The organism is Microbacterium fluvii, from assembly GCF_025515205.1.
Lineage (GTDB): Bacteria > Actinomycetota > Actinomycetes > Actinomycetales > Microbacteriaceae > Microbacterium > Microbacterium fluvii.
Genome location: NZ_JAOPFX010000001.1, coordinates 663,356 through 679,574 on the forward strand (window position 1 = coordinate 663,356; position 16,219 = coordinate 679,574).

The window sequence follows — 16,219 nt, forward strand, 5'->3', positions numbered from 1 at the left end:
GTGTCCGACGTGACGACCGAGAGCCGCGAGGTCTCGACGCACGGGACCACGATCACACTCTCGTGGGCCGCGGCGACCCATACGGGTCGGCGCCGTGAGGCGAACCAAGACGCGGTGCTCGCCAGCTATCCGCTGTTCGTCGTGGCCGACGGCATGGGCGGGCACATCGGCGGCGAGATCGCCAGCACGAGCACGATCGACCGGCTGCGCTCGGTGGTGCAGGCCGGGCAGGTCAACGCGAAGGCGATCGAGAAGGCCCTCGCCCGCGCCGTCAAAGACATCGCGGCGCGCCCCGACGTCACCGACGACGGCACCGGAACGACCGTGACCGGGGTGTTCCTCGACACCGCGGGCGACCAGGCGCACTGGGTCACGCTCAACATCGGCGACTCGCGGGTCTATCTCGAGCGCGACGGCACGATCGTGCAGGTCACCACCGACCACTCCGTCGTGCAGGAGCTCATCGCGTCGGGCAAGCTCAGCCCCGAAGAGGCCGAGAACCACCCCTACGGCAACGTGATCACCCGCGCCGTCGGGCCGAGCGACAGCGTCACGCCCGACTACGTGCGACTCGACGTCGTCGACGGCGACCGCTTCGTCATCTGCTCGGACGGGCTGACCAAAGAGCTCACCGATTACGGCATCCGGCACTTCCTCGACGAGAACGCCGACCCCGCGGCGGCCGTCGACGCGATGATGGAGGCGGCGCTCGAGAACGGCGGCCGCGACAACATCACGATCATCGTTCTCGACGTGGCCGGTTCCTCCCCCGTCAGCGACTGACCCTTCATCCTCCACGGATGCCGCCGCGCGCCGTCGCGGCGTGGCGGCGCGGGTGTGTGCTGGGGCGATGCGCACTGCCGACGACGAGCCCCTGCGTCTTCCCGATCCGTGGACGCCGCCGCCGCGGACGGGCTTCCCCCTGCTGGCCGCTCTCGCTCCCGTCGCGGGAGCCGTCGTGCTGTGGCTGGCGACCGGCAGCGCGCTCATGCTGCTGCTGGCCGCCCTCGGGCCGCTCATCGCCCTCGCGACGGTGGCCGACGGAGCCCGCGCCGTGCGGCGCCAAGGCCGCAGACACCGCATCGACGCGGCGACGGCGCGTGCCGAGGTCGCCGATGCCCTCGACGCACGTCACAGCGCCGAGCGGCGTGCGTGCGAGCGGCGGCATCCGGATGTGCGGGCCTTCGCCGGTCATCCCGGTGACATCTGGCGCGCCGTGCCTGGGCGGGCGGCGCACTGGCGGGTGGGGGTGGGTGCCGTGCCGAGCGCGGTGCAGATCGGGGGAGGCGGCGCGGATGCAGAGACCGAGGCGCTGCGCCTGCGCGCCCGCACCCTCGAGCGGGCCCCCGTGACGGTCCCGTTCGACGACGGCGTCGCGGTGCGCGGCGGCGCCGTGCTCGTCGCCGGGGTCGTGCGTGCCCTCGCCCTCGAGCGGTGCCTCGCGGTGCCGCCGGCGGAGCTGCGCATCGAGGCCGCGCCCTCGGCCGATGGCGGGTGGATGCGGCTGCTGCCGCACGCGGCAGCAGCGGGCCGCGACGAGGGGGCCTCTGGCCGCGCGACTCTGGCGGTCGCACTTCCCGGGGACTCCGTGCCGACGGCCGCCGGTGCGCTGCTGGTGGGCATCCCCGGCGACGCACCGCCACCCCCGCGCTGCCGTGCCGTGCTCACGGTGGTCTCACCCGATCGCGCACTGCTCGATCATGAGGGCGAGGTGCGTGAGGTCGCCGTGGAGGCACTGAGCGCCGGACAGGCGGCGGCCGTGGCGGCCGACCTCGCCGCGCGTGCCGTGGCGCTCGCGCAGGCGGCGCCGGTGGAGACCCTCATGCTGCGCGATCTGCCGAGGGCGCACACGGCGCACGGCGTGCTCGGTGCGGTGCTCGGGCGCGACCGCGGCGAGCCGGTGGCGGTCGACCTCGTCGCCGACGGGCCCCACGCGGTCGTGGCGGGCGTCACCGGTTCGGGCAAGAGCGAGCTGCTGGTGTCGTGGGTGCTCGCGATGGCGGCCGCGCACGACAGCTCGGAGGTGAGCTTTCTGCTCGCCGACTTCAAGGGCGGAGCGGCGTTCGCCGCTCTCGCCGACCTGCCGCATGTCACCGGCGTGCTCACCGATCTGGACGAGGCGGGGGCGCTGCGCGCCGTCGAGAGCCTGCGGGCGGAGCTGCGACGCCGGGAGGCGGAGCTCGCACGATGCGGCGCGCGCGACATCGACGACGAGCGGGTCGGGCTGCCGCGCCTCGTGGTCGTCGTCGATGAGTTCGCCGCCCTGGTGGCGGCGCACGCGTCGCTGACGGCGCTCTTCTGCGACATCGCCGCGCGCGGCAGAGCGCTGGGACTGCACCTCGTACTCGGCACTCAGCGCATCACGGGCGTCGTCGGCGATGCGCTGCTGGCCAACTCTCCGCTGCGGATCAGCCTGCGGGTGACCGACTCCGCCGACAGCAGGGCGGTGATCGGCACGGATGCCGCGGCCCGGCTCGACGGCGGTGCGACCGGGCGTGGGGTGGCGCTGCTGCGGCGCGCCGCCGACGGCGCGCCGCAGCAGCTGAGGGTCGCACTGTCGACCACGGACGACGTGGCCGCGGTGCGCGCGGCGCACCGCGGACCGCGGCCGCACCGCCCGTGGCTGCCCGCGCTGCCGGAGCAGCTGACCCTGGCCGACCTGCGCGCCCACCCCGAAGCGGCGACCGGGCACGGCGACCTGATGCTCGGACTCGTCGACGAACCCGAGCGGCAGCGGCAGCATCCGCTCGTGATCGGCCAGGAGAGCCGAGGCGTGCTCATCGTCGGGTGTGGCGGCGCAGGCAAGTCGACGGCGCTGCGCACGCTCGCGGAGCAAGCCGAGCGCACCGTGTGGGTGCCCGCCGACGGCGAGGGCGTCTGGGATGCCGTGGCCGCGCTCGATGAGCGCGCGCCGGCGCCCGGCACCCTGCTGCTGGTCGACGATCTCGACGCCGTGGGCGCGGGGCTCCCTCCGGACTACGCGCACGAGCTGATCGAGCGGCTCGAGCGCGTGGTGCGCGGCGCCGGCGCGGCCGGACTGCTCGTGGTCGCCGCCGCGCAGCGGCTGACGGGGCGCGCGGCCCGTATCGCCGAACTGCTGCCGCACCGCTTCGTGCTGGCGACCGGCTCGCGCGTCGATCATGTGGCCGCCGGCGGCGACGCCGCCCGCTTCGCCGAGGCGCGGCCGCCCGGGCGGGGGCTCTGGGGCACGGCCGAGGTGCAGGTGGCGGTCGCGACAGAGGTGGCCGCACCCCGTGAGGTGCCCGAGCCTCCCGAGTGGATGCCCCGACACGCCGTCGCCGCCGTCGTGATGCGTCGCGGCGCGAGTGCACAGGCCGTGCTGGAGGGCTGGGTCGCCGCGGGGGTCGCGCTGGCGACCCCCGACGAGTTCGCCGTGGGCCTGCCGAGCACCCCCGACGTGCTCGTGGTCGTGGGCGACCCCGAGCAGTGGCACCGGCAATGGCGGGTGCTCGGCGACCTGCGCGCCGAGCACGAGCTCGTGGTCGATGCGGCGTGCGCCGCCGACTACCGCGCTCTCACCGGGGAGCGGATGCTGCCGCCGTACTGCGCGCCCGGCCGAGGCCGGGCGTGGCTGCACCGCGCCGGCGGAGCGGCCGAGCGGGTGCGTCTCGCGGGTGGTGCTTGACCGGGTCGTGCGCCGGTTCTACGGTCGCGGTATGGCAACGTCGCCGATCTACCTCGACCGACCCGACGGCAAGGGGCTGGCAGCCGGAACGCTGGGGCTGTGGGGCTCGACCGTCATCGGGCTCGCCTCGACCGCCCCCGTCTACTCGCTGGTGGCGACCCTCGGCTGGGTCGTGCTGGCCGTCGGCGCGCAGGCGCCGATCGCCTTCATCATCGCGTTCGTGCCGATGCTGTTCATCGCCTTCGCCTACCGCGAGCTCAACAACGAGATCCCCGACTGCGGCACGACCTTCACGTGGGGCACCAAGGCGTTCGGGCCGTGGGTGGGCTGGATGGGCGGCTGGGGCGTCGCGGTGGCGGGCATGGTCGTGCTCGCCAACCTGGCGCAGATCGCCTCGATCTACTTCTGGGACATCTTCGGCCTCGAGTTCGAGAACAACGACTGGCGCATCATCCTGGTCGGGGTGCTGTTCATCGCCGTCATGACCTACGTCAGCTGGCGTGGAGTGGAGATCGGCGAACGCATCCAGAACGTGCTGCTGGGCATCCAGTACCTGGCCCTGGTCGTCTTCGTCGTCACGGCGCTGTGGCAGTTCTTCTCCGGCACCGCGCCCAACCCGACGCCCTTCGACTGGGCCTGGTTGAACCCGTTCGGGTTCACCGACTGGCACGGATTCACCGAGGCCGTGCTGCTGGCACTGTTCATCTACTGGGGCTGGGACACGTGCCTCGCCCTCAACGAGGAGACGAAGGACCCCAAGCGCATCCCGGGGCGGGCGGCGCTGCTGACGACGGTGATCCTGCTGTTCACCTACGTCGCGGTGACCATCGCGGCCATGATGTACGCGGGACTCGGCGAAGAAGGGGTGGGCCTGGGCAACGAGGCCAATGCCGACGACTTCTTCCTCGCGATCAAAGACGGGCTGCTCGGCCCCTTCGGCTGGCTGCTCGTGGTCGCCGTGCTGATCTCGGCGGTGTCGTCGACGCAGACGACGATCCTGCCGACCGCCCGCGGCACGCTCGCGATGGGCGTCTATCGCGCACTGCCGGCGAAGTTCAAAGACGTGCACCCGATGTATAAGACGCCGTCGTTCTCGACCCTCGTGGGCGGCACCGTGGCGGTCTGCTACTACGTGGGCATGACGCTGGTCAGCGACAACATCCTGCAGGACTCGATCCTGTCGCTGGGCCTGGCGATCGCGTTCTACTACGCCATCACCGGCTACGCGTGCGTCTGGTACTACCGTGCCGACCTCTTCCGGTCGGGCCGCGACTTCGCCTACAAGGGGCTGCTGCCGCTGCTGGGAGCCCTCATGCTGACGTATGCGTTCGTGCAGTCGGCGATCGACATGTGGGCCGTCGACTACGGCTACACGGTGATCTTCGGCATCGGCGGCACCTTCGTCGTAGGCATCGGGGCGCTGCTGGTGGGCGTCGTGCTCATGCTGATCTGGTTCTTCTTACCCCGGTCGAAGCCCTTCTTCCACGGCGAGAGCCTCAACCGCGAGACGGCCGTGCTCGTGCCTGAGGAGGGCGGCGAGTACTACCGCTCGGTCGACGGAGGCCTGGTCTGACGATCAGGCCAGCGCGTCGGCGAGCGAGCCGAGCGGGATGCCGTGGGCTGCGGCGACGCCGGGGTTCACGACGGCGCCGCCCACGGTGTTGAGTCCTGCTGCCAGAGCAGGGTCGGCGCGCAGCGCGTCGCGCCAGCCGAGCCGCACGATCTGGCGGATGTAGGGGAGGGTCGCGTTGGTCAGCGCCGAGGTGGAGGTGTTGGGCACGGCTCCCGGCATGTTCGCGACGCAGTAGAACACGGTGTCGTGCACCGTGAAGGTCGGGTCGGCGTGGGTCGTGGGGTGGGTGTCGGCGAAGCAGCCGCCCTGGTCGACCGCGATGTCGACGAGCACCGAACCCGGCCGCATCCGCGCCACCATGTCGTTCGTGACGAGCTTGGGCGCCTTGGCGCCGGGGATCAGCACCGAGCCGATGACGAGGTCGGAGCCGACGACGGCGCGATCGAGGTCGAGCGGATTGGACGCCGCCGTCTTGATGCGCCCCTGGAAGTGGTCGTCGAGAAAGCGCAGTCGGGCGATGTTGGTGTCGAAGATCGTGACGTCGGCGCCCATGCCCGCGGCGATGTAGGCGGCGTTGGCGCCGGCGACCCCGCCGCCGATGACCGTGACGGCGGCCGGCCGCGTGCCGGGCACGCCTGACATGAGCAGCCCGAGCCCTCCCGCCGAGCGCATGAGGGTCGAGGCTCCGACGATGGGGGCCAGGCGCCCCGCGACCTCGCTCATGGGGGCCAGCAGCGGCAGTCCGCCGCCGGGGAGCTGCACGGTCTCGTAGGCGATCGCCGTGACGCCTGAGGCGGCGAGGCGGTCGGTGAGCGGTCGGTCGGCGGCGAGGTGCAGATAGGTGAAGAGCACGAGGTCGTCGCGGAAGAAGCCGTATTCGGCCTCGATCGGCTCCTTGACCTTGAGCAGCAGGTCGGCCTGCGCCCACACGTCGGCGGCATCGTCGACGAGCGTCGCGCCCGCGGCGGTGTACTCGGCATCGGGCATCGACGAGCCGAGGCCCGCGCCGCGCTGCACGAGCACCTCGTGGCCGGCGGCGACGAGGTCGTGCACGCCCGCCGGGGTGAGGGCGACGCGGTACTCGTTGTTCTTGATCTCGGTGGGGACGCTGATCTTCATCGATCGTTCTTCCTTTCCGCCCCTCGTGAGGGCCTAGAAGGCGGGGCGGATCGCCCCGACATCCTTTCCGCCGCCGGTGATGGTCAGCGTAAGCTCCTGCAGCGTGGCTGCGACATCGGCGGCCGACAGCGCGCCGGAGAGCTCCAGCAGTCGCAGCGCGACGACCGTGCGGGCGCGCATGCTGCCGTCGAGTGTCTTCAGCACGACGGTCGTGCCGTTCGGGGCGACCATGATCTGCACGCCCTCGGCCCCGCCCTTGGCGAAGACGCCGAGCCGCTCGATCACGACGGTGTCGTCGCGGCCGGGGCCGTCGATCGTCCACGGGTTCTCCCGCACGGCCCGCACGAGCGTTCCCGCGCTGCGATGCAGGGCGAACGGCGACCGCTCAGACGACGTGCCGATGCGGTGCACGGCCTTCGCGAGGCCGGTGAGGCTCATCGCGGGCACGGGCGCGCCGCATCCGTCGACCGCGATGACCGAGACCTTCTGGCCGATGAGGCGCTCGACGACCTCGCGGATGTGCAGCTGCAGCGGATGCGCGGGGTCGAGGTAGCCGTCGGTCGACCAGCCGGAGGCGACGCACGCGGCGAGCATCGCGGCGTGCTTGCCCGAGCAGTTCATGCGGATGCGCTGGGGCTCGGCGCCTTCGCGCACCATCGCGTCCCGCGTCGCCGTGTCGCCCGGCCATGCCGGAGGGCACGCGAGGGCGCGCTCGTCGAGGCCCGCGGAGTCGAGGATGTCGCGCACGACGGCGACGTGCCGGTCGGTGCCCGAGTGGCTGGCGGTGGCAAGACCCAGGCGCTCGCCGTCGAGTGCGGCGCCGGCCGTGAGGCAGGCGAGGGCCTGCAGCGGCTTGAGGCTCGACCGAGGCAGGATGGGGGCTTCGACATCGCCGAGGCGCTGCCCCTCGATGCCGTCGGGGTCGAGCACGAGCGCCGAGCCGATGTGCCGCGACTCGACGAAGCCGCTGCGCTCCACCACGGCGAGCTCGACGGCGTCGGCGGCGGTGAAGGTCTGCGGCACCCCGCCAGCCTATCGCCGGCGGCGCGTGTCGACCGTGACAGACTGGGCGGATGCTGGGGGAACACCGCTATGCGCTGCGCACGACGTGGACGGGCGACCGGGGCACGGGAACGAGCGGCTATCGCGACTACGACCGGGCGGTCACGGTCGCAGTCGCCGGCAAGCCCGACCTGCTGGCATCCGCCGACAAGCCGTTCCGCGGCGATCCCGCGAAGTGGAACCCCGAAGACCTGCTGCTGGCGGCCCTCAGCGAATGCCACCTGCTGTCGTACCTGCACGCCTGCGTGTCGGCCGGTGTCGTCGTGGTCGACTACGTCGACGAGGCCAGTGGCGTCATGGTCGAAGACGGCCGAGGCGGTGGGGCATTCCGCGAGGTGGTGCTGCGCCCGAGGGTCACCGTCGCCGACGCGTCGATGGTCGAGGCGGCCGAGGCCGCGCACGCTCAGGCCAACGCGTGGTGCTTCATCGCGAACTCGGTGAACTTCCCGGTGCGGCACGAGGCGGTCGTGGTCGCGCGGTAGCCGCGATCGCGCGGTCAGTGCGGCAGGCGAAGCGGTCGCGGCGAGGTGGCCGACACGGGCGGCGCAGCACTCGCGGCCTGAGCGCGGTGCGTTCAGGCTGCGAAGCTGTAGCGTTTTCGGCCGCCGAGGCGTGGGGTCTGTGTCGGGTCGATCCAGACCGGTGGGGTGAACCAGACTTCGGCGTCGGTGCCGGTGCCTGTGATGCGGATCTCCCAGCCGGAGTCGTGGATCTGGTGGTGGCAGCTGTCGCAGAGCAGGACGCCTTCGTGGAGGTTGGTGTTGCCGTGGTCGCGGGTCCACCAGTTGATGTGGTGGGCGTGGGTGTGGGTGAGGGGTGCGCCGCATTTGGCGCAGCCGCCGTCGCGTTCGGCGAGGGCGAGGCGTTGGGTGCGGGTGAACAGTCTCTTGCGGCGTCCCCAATCGAGGATCTCGCTGTCACCGCCGAGCACGCAGGGGATGATCCCGCCGGCGGCGGCCATCCGGCGGGCGGTGGACACCGAGATCGGAGCGGACAGCCCGTCGATGGTGGCGCTGCCGGTGCCGTTCTGCAGGTCGTCGAGGGTGAGTCGTACGACGACGGTGGCGCCGCCGGTGGGGAGGTTCTTGTCGTCGCAGTCCAGCAGATGCGCGCACACCTGGGCGAGGGCGTCGAGTTGCATCTGCGGGATGCTGCGCCGCACCGCATCCGGCTCCCCGCCGCCCAGCCCGACCCCGGCCGCCTGTTCCCGGTCGCGGGCGGCCCTCAGCTCGGCTCCGACGAGGGCTTCGACGACGGCTTTGATGGGGGCGGCGTGTTCGGGGTCGGCCTTCCCGCTGAACACGAGCATCCCGGTGCGGTCTTCGTGCAGGTGCAGGTACCGGTCGGCACGCAGTTGTTCTTCGCGGGGTGCGACGCCGTCGGGGTCGAGCCACGCTTCGGCGCGCAGCAGCACCCGGTTCAGATCGTTCAACGTCAATCCGGGCGCCTGGTCGACCAGGGTCTGCTCGGCCTGCGCGATCGCGTCGGCGCCGGCACGGAGGGCGACCCGGTCCAGCAGGCCCATGATCGCCGCCGCAGCGGGCGCCCCGATCCGCCCCGCCGCCAGCGCCTCCGCGACCTGCGGGTGCTTCGCCGGCCCGGCAACCCCCGACAGCTGCATCCGCGGGGCGGTGCCTTCGCCGACCTGCACGATCCGCACCGCATCCCCGATCGTGGTGCCGGTGGTCGCCGCGATCAGGGTGGTCGCGTTGCAAAACCCCTGCTTCTTCGCCAACGAGTCCGACCCCAACTCGGGCCGCGACTGCCGGGCGAGCTCCGCCGCGACCGGGGCCTGGGCGGCGTCGGTCTTGCGGCGGATCTGACCCAGCAGATCGGTCAACTGCATCAGCGTGCCCGCATCCATCCCCGCGCACCCGCCCGCCGACAGCGCGTCGGCACGCAGCGCGAGGTCTGCGATATCAGCGAGCGGAGTGGTCATACATTCGATAGTAGGCACCACTCCCGACACTCGGAGAACGAAAGTATGATATGGGGGCAATTCGCCGAATCCACACCCTTGGGGAGGAATCGGGCACCCGTGCTTCACTGGTTCTATGCGTCTCGAGCTGATCCGCCAGGAGGACGTCGCGGCGCTCACCGCGTTCCTCGGCGAGGTCGACCTCACGCTCAGCGGTCTGGATGCGCCCGACGTCAGGCTGTGGACCGAGCGCGACGCACGCGGCGACATCGTCGGCAGCACCGGTTACGAGCTCAGCGGTGACGGCCGCCATGTGCTGATCCGCAGCGTCGCCGTCGGCCCGACCCAGCGCTTGCGTGGTCGGGGGAGCGCCCTCGCGCGATTCGCGCTCGACCGAGCGGCCGAGGAGGGGGCGACGACGGCGTGGCTCTTCAGCCGGAGGTCCGGTCCGTTCTGGCAGAGCCTGGGCTTCGCGGCCGCCGACCGCGAGGCGCTCGCCGACGCGCTGCCTGACACGCATCAGGTGCGGCTCTTCCGACGGACCGGTCAGTTGGGCCGTGAGGTCGCCTGGTCGCGCGCACTGACGCCCACCTGACCGCGAAACCTCACCGCACGTCGGCGTCGACCCAGTCCATCGACTTGTGCACGGCCTTGTGCCAGAGGCGCAGCATCCGATCGCGCTCCTCCGGGTCCATCGAAGGCTCCCAGCGGCGGTCCTCGCGCCAGTTCTCGCGCAGCTCGTCGAGCCCCGACCACAGCCCCACCGCGAGCCCTGCCGCGTAGGCGGCACCGAGTGCCGTCGTCTCGGCGACGACGGGGCGCACGACGGGAACGCCGAGGATGTCGGCCTGGAACTGCATGAGCGCATCGTTGACGGTCATGCCGCCGTCGACCCGCAGCTCCGAGAGCTCGACGCCGGCGTCGGCGACGACCGCCTGCAGCACGTCGGACGACTGGAACGCCGTCGCCTCCAGCGCCGCCCGAGCGATGTGTCCCTTGTTCGAGAACCGGGTGAGCCCGACGATCGCGCCGCGCGCGTCGGGGCGCCAGTAGGGGGCGAACAGGCCGGAGAAGGCGGGCACGACGAACACGCCGCCGCTGTCGGGCACTCCCAGGGCGAGCTGCTCGATCTCCTCTGAGCGCGAGAAGAAGCCGAGCTGGTCGCGCAGCCACTGCACGAGCGATCCCGTGACGGCGATCGAGCCCTCGAGCGCATAGTGCGCGGGCTGGTCGCCGAGCTTGTAGCCCACGGTCGTCAGCAGCCCGTTGCGCGAGCGAACGATGTCTTCGCCGGTCTGGAAGATGAGGAAGTTGCCGGTCCCGTAGGTGTTCTTGGTCTCGCCGGCGTCGAACGCCGTCTGGCCGAAGGTCGCCGCCTGCTGGTCGCCGAGGATGCCGGAGATCGGGGTCTCGCGCAGCAGCGACGAGCTGCGGGCGACCCCGTAGACCTCGCTCGACGAGCGGATCTCGGGCATCATCGAGCGCGGCACGCCGAAGGCGTCGAGGATGTCGTCGCGCCAGTCGAGCGTGCGCAGATCCATGAACATCGTCCGCGATGCGTTGGTCACGTCGGTCGCGTGCACGCCGCCCCGGGTGCCGCCGGTCATGTTCCACAGCACCCAGGTGTCGGTCGTGCCGAAGAGCAGCTCGCCGGCCTCGGCGCGCTCGCGCGCCCCCTCGACGTTCTCGAGGATCCAGGCGATCTTCGTGCCCGAGAAGTAGGTCGCCAGCGGCAGTCCGACGTCGTCGGCGAACCGGTCGACCCCGCCGTCTGCGGCAAGGCGGTCGACGATGGGCTGAGTGCGCGTGTCCTGCCACACGATGGCGTTGTAGACCGGCTCGCCCGTGCGCCGGTCCCACACCACCGCGGTCTCGCGCTGGTTGGTGATGCCGATGGCGGCGAGATCGTGGCGCGTGAGGCCGGCGCGGGCGAGCGCGAGACCCACGACCTCGCGGACATTCAGCCAGATCTCCTCGGGGTCGTGCTCGACCCACCCCGGGCGAGGGAGGATCTGCCGATGCTCCTTCTGCGCGTTCGCCACGATGCGCCCCGCTCGATCGAACACGATCGCCCTGGTCGAAGTCGTGCCCTGATCGATCGCGATCACGTGCTCTGCCACGAATGCTCCATCTCCACGCGGTGGTCGCGGCGCAGCACCTCGATCGTGTCGGCCACCTCCCACTGCACGCGCTCATCGTCCCAGCTCGCGGCGTCGGCCGCCGCGTCGGCCAGCTGTCGCAGCATCCGCTCGGTCACCCCGCCGCAGAACGCGATCGAGGTGCGGCGCAGCACGAGATCCGACAGGTGCACCACCTGCTCGGATGCGACCAGGTGCGCGATCTCGGCGGCGAAGTACCCCGGCACCGCGTCGAGCTCAGCCGCGCCGACCGGGATCGCGGCGAGCACCTCGGCCGCCCGTGTGCCGTAGCGCTCCAGAAGGGAGGCGGCGACCGCCGGCTCGTGGCCGTGCGCGTGCGCGAGCACCCACTCCCGGCGCGCCCGCGCGGTGCGGGGGAAGCCGCGCCCGCCGCCGATGGCGAGGCCCGCCGTGCTGACGCGGTGCCCGAGGCCGATCACCTCCAGCGCGCGGGTGCTCAGGTGCTCGGCCAGGGCGCGGAAGGTCGTCCACTTGCCGCCGACCAGGCTCAGCACCTCGAGCCGCCCTCGGCGGGCGTGCTCGATGCGGTAGTCGCGCGACACGAAGCCCGGCGCCGTGTCGTCGTGCCGGGGGAGGGGACGGATGCCGGCGAACGCGTAGACGATGTGCGAGGCGTCGACCTCGATGGCGGGGAAGACGTGGCGGACGAGGTCGAAGAAGTAGTCCACCTCGTCGTCGGTGCACACGATGTGGTCTCGGGGATCGGCGTCGACGTCGGTCGTGCCCACCAGCACGCGCCCCGCCAGCGGATAGATGAGCACGATGCGCCCGTCGGAGTGCTCGAAGAAGAGCTCCCGGCCGCCGGTCGCCGCCAGCAGCTCCGGGTGGTCGAGCACGATGTGCGAGCCCTTCGTGCCGCCCATGAAGCGAGTCGGCGCGCCCAGCGCCGCATTGGTCAGGTCGGTCCAGGGGCCGCTCGCGTTCACCACGACCCGCGCCGAGACGTCGAACTCCTCGCCGGTGAGGTCGTCGCGCAGCCGCACGGTGCCGGCATCGTCGTCGGCCCCGACCGCCGCGACGTAGTTGACCGCCCTCGCGCGCCCCGCGCCCGCGGCCACCCCGTCGTGCAGCACGTCGAGGGCGAGCCGCTCGGGGTCGCGCATCGACGCGTCGTAATAGGTCGCCGTGCAGCGGATACGGGGGTTCAGGTGCGGCAGCTCCTGCAGTGAGCGCGCCCGCGAGCGCAGCCGATGGCGCGGCACCGAGCCGCCGTCGCGCGAGAAGAGGTCGTAGATCAGGAGGCCTGCGGTGATCAGCAGCGCGCCGCGTTCGCGCGGCCGCCCGCGGCCGTGGGTCACGAGGAGGCGGAAGGGGGCGGCGAGGATGCCGGAGAACGTCGTGAAGATCGGGATCGTGGTCTCGAGGGGTCGCACGTAGTGCGGCGCGAGCCGCAGCAGCCGGTTGCGCTCCTGCACGGCCTCCTTCACGAGGCGGAACTCGCCGTTCTCGAGGTAGCGGATGCCGCCGTGCACCATGTGGCTGGAGGCGGACGACGCGCCGCACACGAAGTCGCCGCGCTCGACGAGCACGACGTCGACACCCTGCAGCGCGAGATCGCGGAACGTCGCGATGCCGTTGATGCCACCGCCGACGATCAGCACGTCGGCGCGTGGGCGGGCGCGCAGGGCATCGACCTCCGGGCGCTGAGCGCTCGCCATCTCGTCACCACCCCGCATCGCCTGTCACTGCCAGCGAAGCCGAAGACGCCGCCTCGTGCAAGGCGACAGGCGGGTGTTCAGCGACGTTCGTGGGGGAGTGCCTGCCTGATGCGCTCGATCGGGGTGTGTGCGGGCGGTTCGTTGTAGACGCCCGCGAGCTCCTGCTCGCTGAGGGCGTGGATCGCGGCCATGATCTCATCGGTGGCCAGGCGCCTGGCCTTGCCCGACGAAGCCGGGCCGTGACGCGAGACGTCGATCGGCTCGCCGAAGCGCACCGTCACCCTGGCGCTGAGCGAAGGGAGCTTCGCGCCGACGGGCATGGCCTTGTCGGTGCCGATGAGCCCCACCGGCACGACCGGGGCTCCCGTCTGCAGTGCGAGGAAGGCGACCCCCGTGCGCCCCTTGTAGAGGCGTCCGTCGAGCGACCGGGTGCCTTCGGGGTACAGCGCGACGGCGCTGCCCTGCTCGAGCAGCTGGCGCTGCTGGTCGAGGGCGTCGAGAGCGGCTTGGCCGGCGCCGCGCTGCACGGGAACGGCGCCGATCGCCGTGAAGAACTCGCGGCTGACCCACCCCGAGAAGCCGGTGCCGTCGAAGTAGCTCGACTTCGCGAGGAACTGCACGGGGCGCGGCGAGGCGACCGGAATGGCGATCGAGTCGATGAACGACAGGTGATTGCTCGCGAAGATCACCGGGCCGGTCTTGGGCACGTTCGCCTTGCCCTCGATCCGGGGGCGATAGATGAGGCGCCCGAGCGGGGCGAGCACCATGCGGCCGAGGCGGTAGGTGAAACCGGGGCGCTTGAGCGGAGTCTCGGGCTCTGCCGGCGCGTTCTCGTCGGCCGGGGTCGCCTCGGGCGTCTCCTCTGAAGTCACCCGTAGAGGGTACTCCCGAACTCATGCCCGCCGCGGCATAGTGCTTTCTCAGCGCGAAGAGAGGAAAGATGCGGGAAGATGGAGTCTCCCCGTCTCCCATCCAGAGGTCTTTCTCGTGCGCACCCGCCCCCTCGCCGTCCTTTCCTTCGCCGCGCTGTCGGTGCTCGTGCTCGCGGGCTGCTCCGCATCGTCGACGGATGCCGAGGCCACCCCCACTCCGACCGCGACCGACTCGTCGTGCCTGCTCGACGCGCAGCCCGGTGACGACTCCGACCAGATCACGGTGGCGGGCGAGGCCCCAGAGCTCGACGCGTCGGTGCCCGAGGGCCTGGCGTTCGCCGACATCCAGCGCACCGTGGTGACCGAGGGAACCGGTGACGACCTGTACGTCGGCGACCTCGTCTCGGGCGCGTACCAGTTCTTCGACGGCGCGAGCGGCGAACTGCTCGAGGACTCGACTGTGACCTCTCCCGACGACAGTGGAATGGTGCCGATGCTGCTCGATGCGTCGAGCTACTCGGTCTTCGTCGCGGCCCTCGAGTGCGAGCCGCTCGGCTCGACGGCGGCGCTGACGATCCCCGGCTCCGCGTTCGGCGACGACGGCACGTCGGTCGTTCTCGTCGCCCAGGGCGTCGAGAAGCTGCCGACGGTCGCCACCGGCGACGACGTCGCGCCGACCGACGGCTTCCCCACGGTCGAACTCGCCGACGACGGCGCCCCCACGGTCACCCTGCCCGAGGGCGAGGACCCGCCCAGCAAGACCGAGATCGCCCAGCTGAAGCAGGGCGACGGCGCCACCGTCAAGGAAGGCGACACGGTCTTCGTGCAGTACACCGGCGTGAAGTGGTCCGACGGCTCGGTCTTCGATTCGTCGTGGGACCGCGGCGCCCCCTCCGCCTTCCCGACCACCGGCGTCGTGCAGGGCTTCAAGCAGGCCCTCGAAGGTCAGAAGGTCGGCTCCCAGGTGATCGCCGTCATCCCGCCGGCCGACGGCTACGGCGAGGGCGACATCAACGAGGACGACCTGGTCGGCGAGACCCTCGTCTTCGTCGTCGACATCCTCGCGACCCAGCGCGCCGTCTCGCAGTGACCTGCGGGGCGCCGCGCGTCGGCGCCTAGGCTGAGTCCATGCGTCGCGTTCTGATCCTCGGCTCCACCGGTTCGATCGGCACGCAGGCCCTCGACGTCATCCGCACCCGCCGGGACCGGTTCGAGGTCGTGGGGCTGTCGGCGGGGTCGAATGGGCGGATGCTGCAGGCGCAGGCCGCCGAGTTCGGCGTCGCCGACACGGCGCTCGGCGAGGTCGAGGCCGAGCAGCTCGTGCGGGACGTCGACGCCGATGTCGTGCTCAACGGCATCACCGGCTCGGTCGGGCTCGGCCCGACCCTCGCAGCGCTCGAGACGGGGCGCACGCTCGCTCTGGCCAACAAGGAGTCGCTCATCGTCGGTGGCGACCTCGTGACCCGCCTCGCGGCGCCCGGCCAGATCGTGCCGGTCGACTCGGAGCACTCCGCGATCGCCCAGGCGCTGCGCTCCGGCGCGCCCGACGAGGTCCGACGGCTCGTGCTGACGGCATCCGGCGGGCCGTTCCGCGGCCGCACCCGCGCCCAGCTCGCGGCGGTCACCCCCGCCGAAGCCCTCGCGCACCCGACGTGGGACATGGGCAGGGTCGTCACGACAAACTCGTCGACCCTCGTCAACAAGGGCCTCGAGGTGATCGAGGCGCATCTGCTGTTCGGCATCGACTACGACCGCATCGACGTGGCGGTGCACCCGCAGTCGATCGTGCACTCGATGGTCGAGTTCATCGACGGGTCGACCATCGCCCAGGCGTCACCGCCCGACATGCGCCTGCCGATCTCGCTGGGGCTCGATTGGCCGCACCGGGTCGCCGGCGTGGGGGTGCCGCTCGACTGGAGCACTTCGGCGACCTGGACCTTCGAGCCGCTCGACGACGAGGCCTTCCCCGCCGTGCGGCTCGCCAAGAAGGTCGGGCGCGCGGGTGCGACCTACCCCGCGGTGTTCAACGCCGCCAACGAGCAGGCCGTCGACGCGTTCCACGAGGGGCGTCTGGACTATCTCGGCATCCTCGACACCGTCGAGGCGGTCGTCGACGGGCACGAGGCGCCTGCAGCGCTCACGCGCGAGAGCCTCGCCGACGCAGAGGCGTGGGCGCGCCGCGCGGCCGACGCGCGCATCGCGGCTCAATAGC

13 protein-coding genes are annotated in these 16,219 nt (G+C 71.8%); 7 read left to right on the forward strand and 6 right to left on the reverse strand.

The window, feature by feature from the left end:
• From OAW74_RS02955 to OAW74_RS02965, 3 genes are all read left to right on the forward strand, one after another.
• Positions 1-783, forward strand: coding sequence for a PP2C family protein-serine/threonine phosphatase (locus OAW74_RS02955; protein WP_262872839.1), 783 nt, complete (start codon positions 1-3; stop codon positions 781-783).
• A gap of 67 nt (positions 784-850) precedes the next feature.
• Positions 851-3,646, forward strand: coding sequence for an FtsK/SpoIIIE domain-containing protein (locus OAW74_RS02960; RefSeq protein ID WP_262872840.1), 2,796 nt, complete (start codon positions 851-853; stop codon positions 3,644-3,646).
• A 31-nt stretch (positions 3,647-3,677) separates the two neighbouring features.
• On the forward strand, positions 3,678-5,219 hold the full coding sequence (locus OAW74_RS02965) for an APC family permease (protein ID WP_262872841.1): 1,542 nt from the start codon (positions 3,678-3,680) through the stop codon (positions 5,217-5,219).
• 3 nt (positions 5,220-5,222) lie between these two features.
• Here the strand turns inward: OAW74_RS02965 and ald are convergent, their stop codons facing one another.
• Together ald and OAW74_RS02975 are read right to left on the reverse strand one after the other, a co-directional pair.
• Positions 5,223-6,338: an alanine dehydrogenase gene (gene ald / locus OAW74_RS02970; RefSeq protein WP_262872842.1), complete on the reverse strand. Its 1,116-nt coding sequence runs from the start codon at positions 6,336-6,338 to the stop codon at positions 5,223-5,225.
• Positions 6,339-6,371: 33 nt separating this feature from the next.
• Positions 6,372-7,361: an asparaginase gene (locus tag OAW74_RS02975; RefSeq protein ID WP_262872843.1), complete on the reverse strand. Its 990-nt coding sequence runs from the start codon at positions 7,359-7,361 to the stop codon at positions 6,372-6,374.
• Between the two features lie 50 nt (positions 7,362-7,411).
• On the opposite strand from OAW74_RS02975, the gene OAW74_RS02980 reads away from it, so the two are divergent.
• Positions 7,412-7,882, forward strand: coding sequence for an OsmC family protein (locus OAW74_RS02980; RefSeq protein ID WP_262872844.1), 471 nt, complete (start codon positions 7,412-7,414; stop codon positions 7,880-7,882).
• 92 nt (positions 7,883-7,974) lie between these two features.
• On the opposite strand, the gene OAW74_RS02985 is transcribed toward OAW74_RS02980, so the two are convergent.
• Positions 7,975-9,339 carry an HNH endonuclease signature motif containing protein gene (locus OAW74_RS02985; RefSeq protein ID WP_262872845.1) on the reverse strand — a complete coding sequence of 455 codons (1,365 nt, stop codon included), beginning with the start codon at positions 9,337-9,339 and terminating at the stop codon, positions 7,975-7,977.
• A gap of 115 nt (positions 9,340-9,454) precedes the next feature.
• Between OAW74_RS02985 and OAW74_RS02990 the strand changes: the two genes are divergently transcribed.
• A complete protein-coding gene (locus OAW74_RS02990) occupies positions 9,455-9,913 on the forward strand; it encodes a GNAT family N-acetyltransferase (protein ID WP_262872846.1) in 459 nt (152 codons plus the stop codon).
• Between the two features lie 10 nt (positions 9,914-9,923).
• Here the strand turns inward: OAW74_RS02990 and glpK are convergent, their stop codons facing one another.
• The 3 genes from glpK to OAW74_RS03005 form a co-directional block, all read right to left on the reverse strand.
• Positions 9,924-11,438 carry a glycerol kinase GlpK gene (glpK, locus tag OAW74_RS02995; protein ID WP_262872847.1) on the reverse strand — a complete coding sequence of 505 codons (1,515 nt, stop codon included), beginning with the start codon at positions 11,436-11,438 and terminating at the stop codon, positions 9,924-9,926.
• Positions 11,423-13,135, reverse strand: coding sequence for a glycerol-3-phosphate dehydrogenase/oxidase (locus OAW74_RS03000; protein ID WP_262872848.1), 1,713 nt, complete (start codon positions 13,133-13,135; stop codon positions 11,423-11,425). The genes glpK and OAW74_RS03000 overlap by 16 nt, the downstream gene beginning before the upstream one ends.
• 77 nt (positions 13,136-13,212) lie before the next feature.
• On the reverse strand, positions 13,213-14,007 hold the full coding sequence (locus tag OAW74_RS03005; RefSeq protein ID WP_262872849.1) for a lysophospholipid acyltransferase family protein: 795 nt from the start codon (positions 14,005-14,007) through the stop codon (positions 13,213-13,215).
• Positions 14,008-14,122: 115 nt separating this feature from the next.
• Between OAW74_RS03005 and OAW74_RS03010 the strand changes: the two genes are divergently transcribed.
• Positions 14,123-15,097 (forward strand): FKBP-type peptidyl-prolyl cis-trans isomerase, encoded by a 975-nt coding sequence (locus tag OAW74_RS03010; protein WP_262872850.1) that lies wholly within the window; start codon positions 14,123-14,125, stop codon positions 15,095-15,097.
• A gap of 38 nt (positions 15,098-15,135) precedes the next feature.
• Positions 15,136-16,218, forward strand: a complete 1,083-nt coding sequence (locus tag OAW74_RS03015; protein ID WP_262872851.1) for a 1-deoxy-D-xylulose-5-phosphate reductoisomerase — start codon at positions 15,136-15,138, stop codon at positions 16,216-16,218.
• Position 16,219: the final 1 nt, after the last annotated feature.

What these genes read in the sequence shown, in the direction of transcription:
- OAW74_RS02960 (WP_262872840.1), top strand. Translation starts at nt 851, where the DNA reads ATGCGCACTGCCGACGACGAGCCCCTGCGTCTTCCCGATCCGTGGACG.
- OAW74_RS02965 (WP_262872841.1), top strand. Translation starts at nt 3,678, where the DNA reads ATGGCAACGTCGCCGATCTACCTCGACCGACCCGACGGCAAGGGGCTG.
- ald (WP_262872842.1), bottom strand. Translation starts at nt 6,338, where the DNA reads ATGAAGATCAGCGTCCCCACCGAGATCAAGAACAACGAGTACCGCGTC.
- OAW74_RS02980 (WP_262872844.1), top strand. Translation starts at nt 7,412, where the DNA reads ATGCTGGGGGAACACCGCTATGCGCTGCGCACGACGTGGACGGGCGAC.
- OAW74_RS02985 (WP_262872845.1), bottom strand. Translation starts at nt 9,339, where the DNA reads ATGACCACTCCGCTCGCTGATATCGCAGACCTCGCGCTGCGTGCCGAC.
- OAW74_RS02990 (WP_262872846.1), top strand. Translation starts at nt 9,455, where the DNA reads ATGCGTCTCGAGCTGATCCGCCAGGAGGACGTCGCGGCGCTCACCGCG.
- OAW74_RS03000 (WP_262872848.1), bottom strand. Translation starts at nt 13,135, where the DNA reads ATGGCGAGCGCTCAGCGCCCGGAGGTCGATGCCCTGCGCGCCCGCCCA.
- OAW74_RS03015 (WP_262872851.1), top strand. Translation starts at nt 15,136, where the DNA reads ATGCGTCGCGTTCTGATCCTCGGCTCCACCGGTTCGATCGGCACGCAG.